Consider the following 17,910-nt stretch of genomic DNA (forward strand, 5'->3'; position numbering starts at 1 on the left):
ACAGAGATACAACATGGGTGTAGATCAGGATAAACTTGAAAAGCTCGTTGATCAGATGCCGACTTTTCCGCAAAGTGCTCAACGTGTCATGGAGATCTGTGCTGACATCAATTACTCTACACCTGAACTCGTTTCCGTTATTGAGCGAGACCCAATAATAACCTTAAAAGTTTTAAAACTTGTTAATTCTGCCTACTTTGGACTATCCAAAAAAATTACATCAATAAAGCATTCCGTTGTTTATGTCGGTAGTAACACCATAAAAAATATTGCCATTGCCATTACAACCATTGGGATCCTACCGAAAGTAGCCCAGGCAGGAATCAGCCGGACAGACTTTCTGACACACAGTTTAACTACAGCTGTACTTGCTAAGCTTATTGGCCGCTCGAAAGGTGTCGCCGAAAATGAGTTGATTAATTTCTATATCGCCGGTTTATTGCACGATATCGGTGTAATCCTGACTGCTCAATTAGTCAAGGAAGAGTATAAGCAAGCGATTGATCTCGCCCGATCAGAGAATATTCCCTTGCATATTGCCGAGCAGACCAAGCTTGATTTCAATCACGCAGACGCCAGTGCCTTGCTCGTTGAAAAATGGCAATTCCCACCAGCGTTAGTAGACTGTATCCGCAATCATCATCGGATGGATCAGTTAGAAAACCCTACCTACATGGAAAATTCAGTATTCATCGCAAATCAGTTGAGTAAAATGATGCAAGATGATGCTGCGCGAATTTCTGCTGTTGAAATAATCCCTGAAATAACCCAGGATTGGCTGGGAATGCCGGTAGAATTAGTTATAGATACACTTCCTGATTTCGAAGAAGAGATGCAACGAATCAAGGCTTTCATGGCACTATGAATATTGAGGAACCGGCATGCAGATAACTTTCTATGGTGTACGTGGCTCAATACCTTCGCCTGGGCCTGACACTGTACGATATGGCGGTAATACGACATGCATTGATGTCATAACAGACAATGGCGATAGGATAATATTGGATGGTGGCACAGGCATAAGACAGCTCGGCCTGGATATGATGAACTCGCTACCACTGCAATGCTCAATCTTCATTACACATACCCACTGGGATCATATTCAGGGACTGCCTTTCTTTACCCCCCTGTTTGTACCCGGTAATAAAGTTGATTTTTATGGAGCGTTTGATCCCGTGTATATGAAGGATTTACGCACCATACTTGCACAGCAGATGGAATATTGTTATTTCCCAATTCGTGAAAATGAATTAAAAGCGACCCTCAGTTATACCTCTCTCAAGGAAGGAGATACAATACAAGTCGGTTCAGCCACTGTCACCTCTATTTTATTGAATCATCCCGTACTCAACTTTGGCTATCTGATTGAAGCCGACGGGAAACGCTTCTTCTTTACCGGAGACAATGAGACACCGTTGAATATCTATAAGCCCGAAGATGAGGAGTATGACGAATACCAGGAATTGATCATTCAACGAGAGTCTCATATCATTGATTTTATTCGGGGAGTGAACTGTATTGTTATTGATGCGCAATATACAAAAGAGGAGTATTTTGCGAATAAAGTAGGATGGGGCCACGGCTATTTTGAAAGCAGTATCAATTTTGCCGAAAAAGCCGAGATACCCCTGGTTCATATCACCCATCATGATCCCACTCGTACAGATGACCAACTGGACGCCATTTTTAAACAACTCACGCGTCAAGGCAGCATTCCAACAGGTATGCAAGTAACCCCCGCCACAGAGAAGGTAACTATCCATCTCTAGCTGTCTCCTGCTTCGCAAAGCAGGTGGTGTCATACGCTGATTTCTATGGGGGATCGAAGTCAAGTTTGTTCATGAACACGGGATCGTTAATACGGCTATATCCGTCAAATTTGACTGCGACCCCTCAGCCCTGACTCAGCTTCTAAAGAGCAGGCGTCTTTTAACAAACAGCTCAGAAAACAGCAGTGCTATTAACACAACAAGATAGACGGTATAGACACCTATCATGGTTTGCGGCATGGTGTAGCCGAAGAATTGCCACTGAATCTCATCACAAAATCCAGTGGGCTGAAAAAGCCAGGGAAACCATTCATCCAATTTTGCCCAAGCAGGATAACTGGCCGCAAAATCACAGGTATTGGATGGCGATGGAAACAGTTGAATGCCGGTGTGTTTCAAGGCAAGAAACAACCCCCAACTGGCACTGGCGCCCCATAGCAACATGGCAAACCAACGCAGCAGTATTGACGCCGGATAAAGTGCAGCAATCAGACCCGCAATGACAATACCAAAAACCGCGGTGCGCTCGTAGACACACAGCACACAGGGGTCCAACTTCATCTGGTACTGAAAAAAAAGCGCAGCGAACTCAAGCATTAATGCGGTCGATGCCAGTAGTATCCAAGGTGTCCGTGTTACAGCAATGCGTTTCAGATAATTAAACATGGATGAGTAATAAACTTGTTAAAGTGATTAATACGAATCAAAACACAGTAATTGATTATTTTTCCGATAGGCAGCTATCCTAACATAACAAGGGTTTGAGCGACGGCCTAATCAACCAAAAGTTATACCTTGAGCCAAGGGGATATCATTCCCATAATTTATGGTATTCGTCGTACGGCGCATATAGTTTTTCCAAGCATCGCTACCCGACTCTCGTCCTCCGCCCGTCTCCTTCTCTCCTCCAAATGCCCCACCAATTTCCGCACCTGAAGTACCAATATTCACATTGGCCAATCCGCAATCAGATCCGACAACAGAGAGGAACAGCTCGGCTTCCTGAAGGTCTGTTGTAAATATTGCCGAGGAGAGGCCCTGAGGAACTCCATTGTGAATGCTGATCGCCTGACTGAAGTCCTGATAACGGATGACATAAAGAATCGGGGCAAATGTCTCTCGCTTTATGACAGCCGCTTCTGCATTAATCTCGATTATCGCCGGTGCCACATAAAAGCCACCCTCTTTTCCCTCGATCGTAACCTGCTCTCCTCCACAGATTAACTTTCCACCTGCCTGCTTAGCCTGCTGCATGGCTATCTGCATGAGTTCAAATGCCTGCTCATCAATAAGCGGCCCGACCAGTTTAGTCGCATCCATAGGATCACCTATTGGCAGGTGACTATAGGTTGTCACTAATCGCCCCAATAGATCATCAGTAATAGTGTCATGAACAATAAGGCGTCTGAGCGAGGTGCAGCGCTGACCACAGGTCCCGACAGCAGAAAATACAATAGCCCTAAGTGCTAATTCCTTATCAGCGGAGGGTGTAACGATCATCCCATTATTGCCCCCCAGTTCTAGGAGTGAGCGTCCTAGTCTCGAACCTACGGCCTGTGCAACCTTTTTACCCATAACTACTGAGCCAGTAGCCGATACCAAGGGTATGCGTGTATCGTGCGTAAGTTGAGCCCCAACAACATGATCACCCACAACCACTTGGGAAAGTGCCTGTGGCATTTCTGGAAATTCCTTCAAGGTTTGATCAATAATGCTTTGGCAGGCCAATGCACAAAGTGGCGTCTTCTCTGAAGGCTTCCAAATCACGCTATCACCACAGACAATTGCCAGCATAGCGTTCCATGCCCAGACGGCCATCGGAAAATTGAAGGCACTGATCACTGCAACAGGTCCGAGTGGAAGCCACTGCTCCATCATTCTATGATCAGGTCGTTCGCTCACTATGGTCAAACCGTGTAGTTGGCGCGATAGACCCACGGCAAAATCACAAATATCAATCACCTCTTGAACTTCGCCGAGCGACTCTTGGAGGATTTTTCCACATTCCAGTGTAATAAGTTCAGCGAGCAACTGTTTTTGCTTTCTGAAACGGTTTCCCAGTTCTCGAATAAATTCACCCCGTTTAGGTGCTGGAATGGTGCGAAGTACCAGAAAGGCCTCCCTGGCATGCGCAATAGCCTGCTCAACCTGTACCTCAGATGCCATTTTTAGCTGGCCTATCACTGATCCATCAATCGGGCTGCGAACCGTCAAAGGATCGCCATCACCTTCGTGTCGGTTGTTGCTGCCCATGACTGCGGCCATTGTTATAGCGTTTTTGTCAGTATATATGTCCAGCTGATCAATAAGTTGATTATTCATTGCACCTAATCTCATCAAAAGTCAGGATCGATGTTGTTGCTCTGTTTTGTAGCATTGGGAAAACCGGTTGGCCATAAAGTCATCAAAACAGACTTGCTCTTGTTTGATATAACCCCGCTCGGGCAGTTTCTTCTCAAAATAGAGATCCAATAGGGTGCAGAGACTGGATGCGGTTGTTTTCTGAATGGCACCCCAATGTTCGCCCTCTACATCACCGTGATATACCTTTCTGCTGTCTGTTATCTGCATGAATTTACCATCAATAATACCGGTTGCAGTTACAAGTATCAGTACTACGTCCTGCCGCGTCACTGCCAATGCCTTTTCAAAGATCTGTTTTAGCAATTCCCGCTGCTCACCCAGCTTTAGATCGTTTATGAGGAAGTTCATCAGATATTGATGACCTTTATAGCGGATGGTCTTGTAGGTAAGATCTGAAACATTACCCTGCAGGGTCTCATAGAGCGTCCCCAACCCGCCGGACGTATTAAAGGCCTCATAGGAGACACCATCCAGTGAAAAAGTCTCCAGCCCTTCAAGTGGCGTCAGTTCGACATACTGTCCTGCACGAATGGCGTGACACGGGTTGCAATATTCATTGATTAACCCTTGCGTTGACCAAGTCAGATTATACATAAGGTTGTTGGTTGGAAATTCTGGAAGCGCGCCAACGCGTAGCTTCAAATGATCGAGTTGATCAAATTGTTGCGCCATATGGAAGCCCAAGATACCGATAAACCCGGGGGCCAACCCACATTGCGGAACAAATATCTGTCCAGGCACAGCCTGTCCAGCGATCTGCTTTATACGCTGTGTAGTCGCAATATCTTCGGTCAGATCAAAATAACTGATTCCTGCTTTTGCTGCCGCTTCAGCAATGAGTGGATTCACATCATAACCACAAGCCGAGATAACGGCCTCGCAATCCTTGATGTATAACAGGAGGGCATCTACGTCAGTAACGGTTAATTCTGACTTTGAGATTGTTTTCGCCAAATTTGCCGAATCAAGGACATGCCGACTCTGGTCAGCGATACAAATAGTATAATCGCCGCTGTTATGTAACAGCTTGGCAATAGATGCACCAATTCTACCTGCGCCAATAATGGCTACCCTACGCATCTCGCCTCCAGTCTCTTTGAATGATTTTCCATTCTGAGGATGTGATATTATTGATCCGCTCTAACCTGAAGCTTAGCACTCCTGCATCGTTTAGTTTGTTGGTAATTTTTCATCTGACGATCAACACAATAAATCAAACGGGGTAGGCACTTGGCTCCTCTGACCACGCGATGTTGTAGTGTTACCCATCATAATAGCCATGGCTAATTTCAGCTTAGGGGCATAGGGCGCCCTATGGGCGCCGTCGGCGGGCACGGCCCGCCCTATGGTGAGTTGCCAATGAAGAGTCCACCACATAGTGTAGAAGGAGGTGCAAACTACCCAGGCCGCTTAATCAATCTACACTTTACTATTAGTCAAGATCCTATGAATCCATGTAAAACACTGATGGTGCAAGGCACTACCTCCGATGCAGGAAAAAGTACGCTCGTAGCGGCGCTCTGCAGGGTGCTCTATAGAAGGGGATTTTCTGTTGCCCCATTTAAACCCCAAAACATGGCCCTCAACAGTGCCGTTACCGCAGAAGGCGGGGAGATAGGACGCGCCCAAGCAGTACAAGCCCAGGCCGCCGGTCTTGCACCACATACCGATATGAATCCCGTGTTGTTAAAGCCCAATACCGACACTGGCTGCCAAGTCATTGTTCATGGACAGCCGACACAAAACAACATGGAAGCCTGGGGGTACCACGAATACAAACCAAGAGTTATGCCAGCCATTTTAGAGTCCCACCAGCGACTCTGTGATCAATATGAATATATCCTTGTCGAGGGTGCTGGTAGCCCAGCCGAAATCAATCTGCGTGATAACGATGTGGCAAACATGGGGTTTGCAGAAGCGGCAGACTGTCCTGTGTTACTGGTAGCCGATATAGATAAGGGCGGTGTATTTGCCCATCTTGTTGGCACGCTGGATCTCCTTTCCACAACGGAAAAAAATCGTACCGTTGGATTTGTCATCAATAAATTTCGTGGTGATCTAAGCATCCTAAAACCGGGTTTGGACTGGCTTGAAGCACACACGGGTAAACCTGTCCTGGGGGTATTACCCTATCTGCCAGGTTTACACCTGGAGGCCGAAGACAGCCTCACCAATTCCGATATCAAGCCTACAATTGAAAAACCCTTGCGTGTGGTCATACCCTGGCTGCAGCGTACCAGCAATCATACAGACCTTGACCCGCTCGCACTCCATCCGCAGGTTGAGGTGATTTGGGTTGGACCTAACAAGGCCATCCCCCCTGCCGATCTGATTGTCATTCCCGGCTCGAAAAGCGTCCGATCAGATCTTGCCTATCTACAACAGAGTGGATGGGCAGAGCACATCAAACAACATCTCCGTTATGGAGGAAAGATTCTGGGAATCTGCGGTGGATTTCAGATGCTGGGACAACACATCCATGATCCAAAGGGTATTGAAGGTGCCCCCGGCAGTAGCCAGGGGCTGGGGTTATTGGCGATGGACACCACGCTTGAGCAAGAGAAACAGCTGCGACTCGTCAATGGAACACTCACATTTGATTGCGCCTCTGTGCAGGGTTATGAAATCCACATGGGCATCAGTCGGGGGCCTGCACTAGACCGCCCACTGGTTACCTTGGATGATACAACCATTGATGGAGCGCTGAGTAATGACCGGCAGGTAGCCGGAACCTATCTTCACGGCCTGTTTGAATCACAGCCAGCTTGTAATGCGCTACTCGCTTGGGCCGGGTTGACGAAACCTGATACGCCTGACTATCAGGCATTAAGAGAAGCTGATCTTAACCGGCTGGCCGACGCAGCCGAAGAACATCTGGACATTACCAAGATCCTGGACATTGCCCATGGTCGCCACTCGTGATGATTTTAGAACCGGCTTGTTATGTGACTTACTGTTTATTTTTCAGAAAAGGGTTACACAGTTGGAGCTTTGGGAAATCCAGATGCCCGCCTTTTATTAATATCACATCAATATCTTCTGACGGCAACGGTGGACAAAGATAAAAGCCTTGCCCATAGTGACAACTAAAGGTCTGTAGGTGCCTTAATTGCTGTTCGTTCTCAACACCTTCAGCAATAACCGACAGGTCAAAATCTCTCGCCAATCGAACGAGCGAGCTGACTAATCGTTTACCCTTGCCTCCTGTTTCCATATCCTGAACAAACTCTTTATCAATCTTCATTGAATTGAAACTGTAGTTTTGCAGATAAGTCAACGAACTATAACCTTTGCCAAAATCATCGGCGCTTAACTGCACCCCCAGTTGCTTGAGTTCTGCCATATTCCTCTTTGCCGTCTCTTGATCAGTAATGAGCAGCGTCTCGGTAACCTCAAGATGTAACTTCGCGGGGTTGAAAGCAGCACCCTCAAGCATGTCGCGGATTAAAGGAATTATATTTGAGTGGCTGACCTGACGAGCCGATAAATTGACAGATATGAAAAATTCACTTTCTCCACCATACAGCCTATTCCATTTAACAATCTGCTCACACGCGTTATAGAGCACCCACTGACCAATATGATGAATGATGCCAGAACCCTCTGCGATTCCGATAAAGTCATCTGGGGGTATATTACCCAGCTCGGGGTGTTTCCAGCGGAGCAGTGCCTCAAATCCCTCGATCGTCATGGATTGAAGATTGACGATGGGCTGGTAATATATTTCCAGCTCATTACGGGTTAACACGGTATTCAGATCATGTTCGATCCTTGTGGTCTTTTCAACCCGTGCGTGCATCTCCGGCTCAAAGATATCTACTCGCCCCTTACCCAGTGCTTTCGCCCGGTACATGGCAATGTCCGCATCCCGTAGTATCGCTTCCGAATCGTTATATTTGGCGTGACCGTAGCAAATACCAATGCTGGCATCAATCTGGAGTTGATATCCACCCACATCAAAGGGCACCTTTACGGCATCCAATATGCGATTGGCGATCAGAATCACCTCTTCTGGTTTTGAAAAATCATCAATCAGAAAGGTAAATTCATCCCCTCCCATCCTGGCCACCGTATCTGTTGGCCGAAGAATGGCTCTAAATCGACCAGACATCTCTTTGAGTAATTCATCGCCAATAGAGTGTCCATAACTGTCATTAAGATTTTTAAACCGGTCCAAATCGACGAAGCAGACGGCATAGAGATGCGCTTTATCTCTTTTCTGTTTGGCAAGCGCGACACGCAGGCGATCAATAAAAAGAAATCGATTGGGAAGTTCTGTTAGCGAGTCATAGAGGGCACTGTGTTCGAGTTTTCCGAGCAGACCTATTCGCTCAGACTGTCTATGGGAGGCATACACACCAAAACCGAGTAGACCCACTACGCCAAATAGCCAGACAGCACTGTGTGTTATAACCATAGACTGGATTGTTGCAGCAGAGGCTTCAAGATAGGGCGTCATCGGTATCGAAACACTCACACCACCACGTAAGTCTCCCTCCTTAAAGCCTAGAATAGCATGGCATTTTTCACAACCTTGCGTCATATACATCGGTTTCATATAGCGCATGAACGGTTGGCCATCAATTGTGGCCTGTTCCATTATCTCGATGCGATTTTCCATTTCAAAAATCTCAAGCGCATACCTTTCCCATTCATCCGCTTTATTGATCGGATTCAGAGTTATCTTGCCGGTAATTTTGCCCTTGATACCGTAACTGTCCTCAAATTCAGAAGTCATTTGACGGAGCATATAGGCCGGGTTCATCAGAGTGAGTTGAATGCCTTCAGTGGTAACAATATCTCTATCTTTCAGGTGTGCTAAGTAGGGGTTTGGAGGGGTTCGTTCATCGGGCCTGACGTAGACACCACCGTGCTTGCTGGCCCAATGACGAAACGCCTGATCCTTATTCCAATTGGATCTGGCTTCACTGATGGCCAGTTTCTCAGTCTCGCTTTTCAGATTGCTAATGTTCCAGTTCAGCGAATAGCCAACCAAGACTGTCCAAATAAGGAAACCCATCAGGATCCATCGTCCAATGGGTTCTCTGACGAATGCACTGATCTGTTGGTCAAGTGATTTCACTCTAACATCAAGAGCCAGGTATCAAGCTCATCCTCCCTTGTCCTTTCCCGAGTACCTTCCATGATATATCGATGGTCTCTACTTGAATTTAATAACAGACACCCGAATAGTGAGCACCCAGTATGATGCGGATTGACACTCTGCTTTATTCAGTGATCCTTTCAGCGGATACAATTAAACGCTTCATCTCTTTTACTGCCTCTGACAACCCTGTTATTACTGCCCGGGAAATAATCGAGTGTCCGATATTCAACTCTTTTATCATGGGTATGGCAGCAATGGGCATAATGTTGTGATAATCGATCCCGTGACCGGCATTGATTTGTAGCCCGATATTCGAGCCAAATTCCACCGCCTGCTGAATCTTAATCAATGCGCTTTCACGTTGTTGGCTACTCTTGGCATCGGCATAGTGACCTGTGTGGATCTCTACAGCCGGTACCGCAATATCACAACATGCTTCCAACTGCTTTTCGTCGGCATCAATAAACAGTGATACCTTAATACCGGCCTCTTTAAGTTCCGCACAAAAATCACGCAGATACGCTTTATTACCGACGACATCCAACCCACCTTCAGTGGTCAATTCTTCGCGGCGCTCTGGCACAATACAACAATCGGAAGGCGATACCCGCTTGGCAATCGATAGCATCTCAGGAGTTGCCGCCATTTCCAGATTCATGCGTGTCTGGAGGATATCAATCAGCATATCCACATCCCTATCCTGTATATGCCGTCTATCTTCCCGAAGATGAATGGTAATCAGGTCAGCCCCCGCCTGCTCAGCAATCAAAGCGGCTTGTATAGGTTCCGGATAGCGCGTTCCCCGTTGCTGTCTCAGTGTGGCAATATGGTCAATGTTGACACCAAGTAATTTCTGATTGCTTGTATTCATGTTTTTTATCGAGATAGCCCGTGACGCCATCACCCATTGTAGAAATAACGAAAAAGTTCTCTGCTTTTAAGCGGCTTATCACCAAGGTAGAAGCCTAGTATCGCTCTAAGTAAGTTTCTGGCCTCGCGCAACTGCTCAGGAAGTAACAGATTACGCGATTGTAATAATAGCAGCGTTTGGCCACAGATGGCATTCTCATTCTTAGCCGCACAGGCCCCGAGACCCCTTTCCGGTATAAAGTGATAATATCCTTGAGGATCTACAGGAGTTTGATTGTCCATATCCTGGTCAAGCGCTATGCCATACCCCAACTCATCCAGCAGATCGAGCTCAAAGTAACGCAGTTTGGCCTCATCAATGCCATTTTCAGTTAATTGGCGTATTTGTTCAGTATAGGTGTGGAAAAGTTGTTCGTGCGGATCATTCCGTTGTAACAGACGCATCAATAGTTCATTCATATAAAAGCCACAATAGAGTGACTTCCCTTCTAAATGGCGCATCTTACCATCCGCTTCATATTGCGTAAGGGTCTTCACCTCGCCTTTTCCACTCCAACAGATTTGCAGTGGAACAAAAGGCTGCAACAATGATGATTGTGACTTTCCTCGTCCTTTTACACCCTTCACAATCGCAGGGAAGCGGCCCTGGTTCTCAGTGAAGCACTCGACGAGTAGACTACTGTTGGAATAATTTCTGCTGTGTAACAGAAAGGCCGGTGAAAAAAGGTTCGCGTTGGAATGGCTCAATCACTATAACCCAGCCGAGACAGTGCCCCTTCATCACTGGACCAGCTCTTTTTAACTTTAACCCAAAGCTGAAGAAACACTTTTTTATCGAAGAATTTTTCCATCTCTTTTCTTGCTTGGGTGCCGACAGCCTTTAAGGCTTCTCCCTTTGCACCAATGATGATGTTTTTCTGCCCCTCACGTTCAACCCATATCAAGGCGTGAATGCGGTACAGGTTTCCCTCTTCCTCAAACTTCTCTATCTCAACCGTGAGAGCATAAGGAATCTCTTTTGCATAACGCTGTGTGAGTTGCTCACGCACTAATTCTGCGGCAAAGAAACGCTCTGATCGATCAGTGAGCTGGTCTTCTGGAAAATAGGGAATACCTTCAGGCAAAGCGGCCATGACCTGCTTTTCCAAAGGCTCAATATTGTCGCCCTTGCGTGCAGATAGCGGGATCACAGTCTTAAAATTAAACCGATGGGTAGTGGCTTCTAGATAGGGCAGCAACTCTTCCTTGTTCTTCACAGTGTCAATTTTATTGACCAGCAAGAGCACTGGAATATCCAAGCGGGAAACGGTATCTAAGACTGCCTGATCTTCATCATTCCAACGCAAGGCCTCGACCACAAACAGAATCATATCGACATCGGCCAAGGCGGATCTCGCTGTGCGATTAAGATAGCGGTTCATTGGCTGGTCGCCCCGCTTGTGAATACCGGGAGTATCTACATAGATGATTTGTCCTTCATCTGTAGTTTTTACACCGAGTATACTGTGGCGTGTAGTTTGTGGCTTATGGGAGGTTATCGCCAGCTTCTGCCCTATCAACCGATTGAGCAGTGTAGATTTACCAACATTCGGTCTTCCAACAATCGCGCAATAACCGCAACGGCTGTTCAGTTTTTCAGACATTATCAAGTTGCCTCAGGAATTGACTCGCCGCATCTTGCTCGGCCTTTCTTCTACTCGTACCAAAACCTTCAGTGCGTAAATTCAGCGTAGCGACTTCGCAACTGACAGTAAAACACTGTTCGTGCTGCTCCCCAGTAATGCTCACGATTGTGTAAATGGGGAGTTGGTGTTTCTTTGCTTGCAGAATCTCCTGCAATCGGGTCTTCGGGTCTTTTTGCTGAGACTTTTTTGATAAACCAGCCAGTTTTTCATCAAACAACTTTAGAATAATCTCGCGAGCACGTTCATAACCACCATCAAGATATATGGCTGCAAAAAGTGCCTCAACGGCATCGGCCAGAATAGACCCTCTCGAATGTCCCCCGCTACGAAGTTCACCAGGGCCCAAATTGAGATAACTTCCTAGCGCCAATTGCCGGGCGATCTGTGCCAAGGAATCCCCCTTAACCAAGGCCGCGCGTAGGCGGCTTAGCTCCCCTTCATCTGCTTCGGGGAAATTGGCAAAAAGATAATCAGCGATGACGAAGCCCAGTATGGCATCGCCAAGAAACTCAAGTCGCTCATTATTGATACTGCCTGCACTGCGATGCGTTAATGCGGTTTCTGCAAGCCCTTGGTTAATGAAGCTATAACCAATAGATCGGCTCAATCGTTCTAACGGCTCTCTCAATTTGAAATCAGCTCTTTTTGCTCAGAGAAAGAGATTAGAAGTTCCATATTACCAACCAGCTTTTTCTGTACGGTATAGGTGATATCGATCTTCATTACACCAGGACTCTTCTTGACGGTAACGTGTTCACTCTTAAGGTCATAGACCCCATTGATGTCCAGCCGCTTCATGATCATGCTCTTCACTTCTTGAGCTGAGCGCTTGGTGATCAACGGTTCTTCTTCCAGTGCTTCCACCACATCTTTGACGGTCAGATTTTCCAGATAAATGGGGATAATCCGCATTCCCAGAAGTGCGAAAAATATCACCAAAGCAACCACCGTCATCCAACCAGTAAGGGTCATCCCTTTCTGTTTTGCCAGTAATCCGTTCATCTCTCCCCCTGATCTGTTTTTGATTATTCGATTATCCGTGATTATCAGTTTATGCCATTCCCGAGGCGATCCCAAGTAATGGGAAAATCGGGTCGATTTGAGTCCCAGTTCATCCAGATGGCAAACGCCTTGCCGACCAAAAGATTCTCTGGGACAAGTCCCCAGCATCGGCTGTCATTGCTGTTATCCCGATTATCACCCATAGCAAAGTAGTGGCCTTCTGGTACGGTAAGGGGGCCACGCATCAATACCTGACAACCATATCCAAAATCGGGCGCCATGGGATTGATGAGGATCTCATGTTCAACATCGCCAAGACGCTCGCTGTTTTTCAATGCACCAGTCTCTCTGACACCGCTGCCTACGCCTGTATAGACTTCGATATGTGACTGGGCCTGCGCCTCATCATTAACATAAAGGGTTTTATTCCCATAACTGATGACGTCTCCGGGCACACCAATTACCCTTTTAATATAGTCTACACGCGGATTTTGCGGGTATTTGAAGACAAAAACGTCTCCCCGCTTGGGCAGATCAATCTCAATCACTTTCTTATTGAGTACGGGCAGGCGAATGCCATATGAGAATTTGTTCACCAATATGAAGTCACCCACCAGGAGCGTTGGCATCATCGACCCTGAAGGGATACGAAATGGCTCCACTACAAATGAACGCAACACCAATACTGCCAATATTACTGGAAAAAATGACCGTGAATATTCAACCAATAATGGCTCTTTGGTTTTTCCGCCATCAATCGTCCGCATTTGACGTTTGGCGGCAAAAAAAAGGGCATCTATTAGCCAAATAAACCCGGTGATAAAGGTCGCAATGACAAGAAAAAGTGGAAAATCAAAATTCATAGGTTATTCCAACCAGATACAAGCTGCTTAAATGTAGGCCAGTGAGTCGATTAATTGTCTTTTCCAACACGTAACACCGCAAGAAATGCATCTTGAGGGATTTCGACCCGACCTACCTGTTTCATCCGTTTCTTACCCGCTTTCTGTTTCTCAAGCAATTTACGTTTGCGGGTGATATCACCCCCATAACATTTTGCAATGACGTTCTTACGAAGCGCTTTTACCGTTGTTCTAGCGATAATCTTACTGCCGATAGCGGCCTGAATAGCCACTTCAAACATCTGTCTGGGGATCAGCTCTTTCATCTTCGCCGTGATATCGCGTCCACGCGCTTCACAGTTATCCCGATGCACAATAAGCGACAAGGCATCCACATGCTCACCATTAATCAAGATATCAAGCTTAACCAGATTGGCCACCTGGAAACGCTTGAAGTCATATTCAAACGATGCATAACCGCGACTGACTGATTTCAAACGATCGAAGAAATCGAGTACCACCTCATTCAACGGTAATTCGTAAGTAGCCTGAACCTGCCCACCTAAATATTGGAGGTTTTTTTGCATGCCGCGCTTTTCAATACAGAGGGTGATCACGTTCCCGAGATGAGCCTGCGGTACCAATATATGCGCCTCGATAATCGGTTCGCGTATCTCGGCAATATGGTTTGGTGCGGGTAAATTGGCCGGATTATCCACCATAACCACTGTACCGTCTGTCTTTTCTACTTCATAGATAACAGTGGGTGCCGTAGTAATCAGGTCAAGATCATACTCACGCTCAAGTCGTTCTTGCACAATTTCCATGTGCAGCATACCCAAAAAGCCACAGCGGAATCCAAACCCAAGCGCTTGGGAGGTCTCTGGTTCATAGTGCAGTGCGGCATCATTCAACTTCAATTTCTGCAAAGCATCACGAAAGTTTTCATAATCATCAGAACTGACAGGATAGAGCCCAGAAAATACCCGCGGGCGCATCTCTGCAAATCCTGGGAGTTGTGTCGCGGCCTTATTATCAGCAAGGGTGAGCGTATCGCCTACAGGAGCGCCGTTAATCTCTTTGATACCAGCAATAACAAAACCAACCTCGCCGGGCCCCAAGCTCGGTCGATTTTCACGTTTGGGGGTAAATACACCGACTTTTTCAACCTGGAAAGACCTGCCTGTTGACATGATTAGCATCTTGTCTTTTGGCTTTATTCGTCCGTTCATTACGCGTATCAAAGAGATGACACCAACATAGGAATCAAACCAGGAGTCAATAATCAACGCCTGAAGCGGTTTCGTATCGTCTCCCTGAGGCGGAGGAACAAACTCAACCAACTGCTCCAACAGCTCAGGAATTCCGACGCCTGTTTTGGCACTGACCTTTATCGAATTATGTGCATCAAGCCCAATAATCTCTTCAATCTCAGTAATGACTCTTTCTGGTTCCGCCGCAGGCAGATCAATCTTATTCAGTACAGGCAATACCTCGAGACCTTGCTCAATGGCGGTATAACAGTTGGCAACGCTTTGTGCCTCAACACCCTGGGCAGCATCCACCACCAACAATGCACCTTCACAGGCCGCGAGTGAGCGTGATACCTCGTAGGAAAAATCGACATGCCCTGGAGTATCAATAAAATTGAGTAGATAGGTTTTGCCGTTGGGGTGCTTGTAATTGAGGGTTACACTCTGTGCCTTGATGGTGATCCCTCGCTCCTTCTCAATATCCATTGAATCAAGCACCTGCGCGGACATTTCGCGGTCGGTGAGCCCCCCACACAGGTGTATGAACCGATCGGCGATGGTCGACTTACCGTGATCGATGTGAGCGATGATGGAAAAATTACGAATATGCGAAAGATCTGTCATGAATAGAATACTGCACACTGTGCCCTGAAATGAGTTATGGCAGATTATACTTTAAGGAAGTCTTGTAACTGACTAAAAAAACGGAACTTTTTAAATAAAGTTCCGTTGTTTATTCCACGAGTGCATCTGATATAACGAAGGCTACATGATACCCCAGAATGCCCGTTACTCAAATAGCATCATCCGCTAGGCATTAGGCTGTCCAAGTATTTTTCCAAAGCGATTGGATCGAGGTAGTAATTACAGATGATCTGTTCACCAGAGGCCAAGACGGGGATCAGTGTTCCAAAGCGTTCAATCAACCCAGGATCATGGTCCACATCCGACAACACTATCTCGAAAGATCGCTGCTCCTGGATCTCCCGCAACTGGTGCCACATGTCTTCACAGAGGTGGCACCCGTCACGATAATAGAAAACCAGCGGTTGATTCACACGCCCTACTCTTTGGGTACTTGCAGTGCAATGAATCGACTCGCATTACGACGATGAATAAGGACCGCAATATTACCGCCTTTGGGTAGGCTTTTCATCGCGGCTTTGAATTCATCAAGATTAGAGACTCGGATCCGGTTAATCATCTGAATGACATCGCCCGGTTCAATTCCCGCACTCTTTGCGGCTCCCGGCGTGACAGATTCGACAAAGACGCCTTTGACACCTTCAAGCTTGTGTTGCTCCCTGATGTCTTTGGTCAAATCGACTACATTCATTCCAAGTGGTTCCGCATTCTGTTTTATCTGCGCCTCAGCATCACCCTGGGCCAAGTCCCCTTTCAACTCACCGATATTGACGAATACCGTTTTACGCTCGCCATTGCGCAGAAGCTCAATCTCAGCCGGTTTGTCAACACGACTGGCACCAACCAGATGCTGCAACATGGATGAGCTTTCCAGCCTGGTACCGTTAAATTTCAAGATGACATCCCCGGCCTCAATGCCGGCCTTTTCCGAAGGGCTATCCGGCATTACACGGGCAACCAAGGCACCATAAGGGTGCTTCATACCAAAAGATTCAGCCAACTCGCGGGTCACATCCTGAATCATTACCCCGAGCCAGCCTCGCGTCACATGACCACGCGTCCTCAGTTGATCAACCACGTTCATCGCCAGTTCAATTGGGATCGCAAAAGAAAGCCCCATGAAGCCACCTGTGCGACTGTAGATTTGTGAATTGATACCGACCACTTCTCCATCCAAATTAAACAAAGGCCCACCGGAGTTACCAGGATTGATGGCCACATCGGTTTGGATAAAGGGAACATAATTTTCATTGGGCAGACTACGCCCTTTAGCACTCACTATCCCCGCCGTGACCGAGTGATCAAATCCAAAGGGTGAACCGATAGCCAATACCCACTCACCCACTTTCAGTTTGCTGGTGGTGCCAATTTTTGCCGCAGGCAATCCTTTGGCATCGATCTTTAACAGTGCAACATCGCTGGTTTTATCCATGCCAATCACCTTGGCGATGTATTCGCGGCGGTCACTGAGTCGGACCAATATTTCGTCCGCACCATTGACCACATGAAAATTGGTCATGATGTAACCATCATCTGAGATAATAAAACCCGAGCCTAATGAGCGCGCGTCATACTCACGAGGCTCCTGCTGCTGTCCTAAACCTTCACCGAAGAAATGGCGGAAAAATTCATTAAATGGACTTCCCTCAGGAAGCTCGGGTATTTGAAACTCTTTATTGAGGCGGTTGCTCGATGTTTTGTGCTGTTTTGTGCTGATATTGACAACAGAGGGGCTGTTGGCCTCAACTAATTCCGTGAAGTCTGGAAGTGATCTGGCTTGCACTAAAGCGGATGAAATTAACAGCAGTAGAAGTATCAAGAGTGAAGTAAAGCGGCGCTTGGACAACAAGGCGTTCATGGATTGCTCCTGTAATTGGATACAGATGTTTCTAATCGATTCCGTTGATGATCTGGACTCTGTTGGCATGTCGGAGTATTACCGCCTGCAAAGAACTGTTGCGTCTGTTCCTGCTGGCAAACCCGCGCAACCAGTATAGTCCACCCAACAGACCCAGTAGACCGCAAATGATCGAGAGTGGTTCCGTCGATTTAAAATTGAATATCTCTCCCAACCACTGACCCAGCAATGCACCCGTTAACAAGGTAAAAAGCGGCAGGATATAAAACAGGAATGAGGCACGAGTCAGCGCCGACTCATCCAGACCAACAACCACGCGGTCGCCCGTCACAGCACCAATAGGATTTAATACTTCGACCAAATTGCGTCGATTGCCAAACACCTTGGCAAGTGCAGATGTACCGCAAGTACTCTTGGCTTCACAGCCGCCACAACTACTCTGACGCTGTGTTTCAACCTGCGCAAATTCACCCTGGGTTGCCGTTACAATGGCCGTCTCTTCTATCATCGGTTTA

At 46.9% G+C, this 17,910-nt stretch carries 17 protein-coding genes; 3 read left to right on the forward strand and 14 right to left on the reverse strand.

The genetic code is table 11. The annotated features are described in order from the left end of the window. The first annotated feature begins 13 nt into the window (after positions 1 to 13). Positions 14 to 865, forward strand: coding sequence for an HDOD domain-containing protein (locus FHP88_RS16665; RefSeq protein ID WP_144360233.1), 852 nt, complete (start codon positions 14 to 16; stop codon positions 863 to 865). Between the two features lie 16 nt (positions 866 to 881). Beyond that, positions 882 to 1,769: an MBL fold metallo-hydrolase gene (locus FHP88_RS16670; protein WP_144360234.1), complete on the forward strand. Its 888-nt coding sequence runs from the start codon at positions 882 to 884 to the stop codon at positions 1,767 to 1,769. A gap of 135 nt (positions 1,770 to 1,904) precedes the next feature. Here FHP88_RS16670 and dsbB read toward each other — a convergent pair whose 3' ends face one another. From dsbB to FHP88_RS16685, 3 genes are all read right to left on the reverse strand, one after another. Beyond that, positions 1,905 to 2,435 (reverse strand): disulfide bond formation protein DsbB, encoded by a 531-nt coding sequence (gene dsbB, locus FHP88_RS16675; protein WP_144360235.1) that lies wholly within the window; start codon positions 2,433 to 2,435, stop codon positions 1,905 to 1,907. Between the two features lie 111 nt (positions 2,436 to 2,546). Further along, positions 2,547 to 4,091, reverse strand: coding sequence for an aldehyde dehydrogenase family protein (locus tag FHP88_RS16680; RefSeq protein WP_144360236.1), 1,545 nt, complete (start codon positions 4,089 to 4,091; stop codon positions 2,547 to 2,549). A gap of 21 nt (positions 4,092 to 4,112) precedes the next feature. Continuing rightward, positions 4,113 to 5,213, reverse strand: coding sequence for a saccharopine dehydrogenase family protein (locus FHP88_RS16685; protein ID WP_144360237.1), 1,101 nt, complete (start codon positions 5,211 to 5,213; stop codon positions 4,113 to 4,115). Between the two features lie 366 nt (positions 5,214 to 5,579). Between FHP88_RS16685 and FHP88_RS16690 the strand changes: the two genes are divergently transcribed. Further along, the gene (locus tag FHP88_RS16690) at positions 5,580 to 7,055 is read left to right on the forward strand and encodes a cobyric acid synthase (protein ID WP_144360238.1); all 1,476 of its coding nucleotides are present in this window, start codon (positions 5,580 to 5,582) and stop codon (positions 7,053 to 7,055) included. Positions 7,056 to 7,083: 28 nt separating this feature from the next. Here the strand turns inward: FHP88_RS16690 and FHP88_RS16695 are convergent, their stop codons facing one another. The 11 genes from FHP88_RS16695 to FHP88_RS16745 all read right to left on the reverse strand — a co-directional run bounded on the left by FHP88_RS16695 (position 7,084) and on the right by FHP88_RS16745 (position 17,903). Further along, a complete protein-coding gene (locus FHP88_RS16695) occupies positions 7,084 to 9,216 on the reverse strand; it encodes an EAL domain-containing protein (RefSeq protein WP_144360239.1) in 2,133 nt (710 codons plus the stop codon). Between the two features lie 145 nt (positions 9,217 to 9,361). Beyond that, positions 9,362 to 10,111 (reverse strand): pyridoxine 5'-phosphate synthase, encoded by a 750-nt coding sequence (pdxJ, locus tag FHP88_RS16700; RefSeq protein WP_144360240.1) that lies wholly within the window; start codon positions 10,109 to 10,111, stop codon positions 9,362 to 9,364. A 29-nt stretch (positions 10,112 to 10,140) separates the two neighbouring features. Continuing rightward, a complete protein-coding gene (recO, locus tag FHP88_RS16705; RefSeq protein WP_144360241.1) occupies positions 10,141 to 10,857 on the reverse strand; it encodes a DNA repair protein RecO in 717 nt (238 codons plus the stop codon). Next, positions 10,854 to 11,753, reverse strand: coding sequence for a GTPase Era (gene era / locus FHP88_RS16710; protein WP_144360242.1), 900 nt, complete (start codon positions 11,751 to 11,753; stop codon positions 10,854 to 10,856). Before era ends, recO begins: the two co-directional genes overlap by 4 nt. Beyond that, positions 11,746 to 12,423, reverse strand: a complete 678-nt coding sequence (gene rnc / locus FHP88_RS16715) for a ribonuclease III (RefSeq protein WP_144360243.1) — start codon at positions 12,421 to 12,423, stop codon at positions 11,746 to 11,748. Before rnc ends, era begins: the two co-directional genes overlap by 8 nt. Beyond that, complete coding sequence (locus tag FHP88_RS16720; RefSeq protein WP_186297766.1) at positions 12,420 to 12,797, reverse strand: DUF4845 domain-containing protein; 378 nt, start codon at positions 12,795 to 12,797, stop codon at positions 12,420 to 12,422. Before FHP88_RS16720 ends, rnc begins: the two co-directional genes overlap by 4 nt. A 44-nt stretch (positions 12,798 to 12,841) precedes the next feature. Then, the gene (gene lepB / locus FHP88_RS16725) at positions 12,842 to 13,660 is read right to left on the reverse strand and encodes a signal peptidase I (RefSeq protein WP_144360245.1); all 819 of its coding nucleotides are present in this window, start codon (positions 13,658 to 13,660) and stop codon (positions 12,842 to 12,844) included. A 50-nt stretch (positions 13,661 to 13,710) separates the two neighbouring features. Continuing rightward, positions 13,711 to 15,516: a translation elongation factor 4 gene (gene lepA / locus FHP88_RS16730; RefSeq protein WP_144360246.1), complete on the reverse strand. Its 1,806-nt coding sequence runs from the start codon at positions 15,514 to 15,516 to the stop codon at positions 13,711 to 13,713. A 179-nt stretch (positions 15,517 to 15,695) separates the two neighbouring features. Then, a complete protein-coding gene (locus tag FHP88_RS16735; RefSeq protein ID WP_260843349.1) occupies positions 15,696 to 15,950 on the reverse strand; it encodes a glutaredoxin family protein in 255 nt (84 codons plus the stop codon). Positions 15,951 to 15,955: 5 nt separating this feature from the next. Continuing rightward, positions 15,956 to 17,395 carry a DegQ family serine endoprotease gene (locus FHP88_RS16740; protein ID WP_144360247.1) on the reverse strand — a complete coding sequence of 480 codons (1,440 nt, stop codon included), beginning with the start codon at positions 17,393 to 17,395 and terminating at the stop codon, positions 15,956 to 15,958. A 31-nt stretch (positions 17,396 to 17,426) separates the two neighbouring features. Then, positions 17,427 to 17,903 (reverse strand): SoxR reducing system RseC family protein, encoded by a 477-nt coding sequence (locus FHP88_RS16745; protein ID WP_144360248.1) that lies wholly within the window; start codon positions 17,901 to 17,903, stop codon positions 17,427 to 17,429. Positions 17,904 to 17,910: the final 7 nt, after the last annotated feature.

The organism is Sedimenticola selenatireducens (assembly GCF_007625115.1).
Classification (GTDB): Bacteria; Pseudomonadota; Gammaproteobacteria; order Chromatiales; family Chromatiaceae; genus Sedimenticola; species Sedimenticola selenatireducens_A.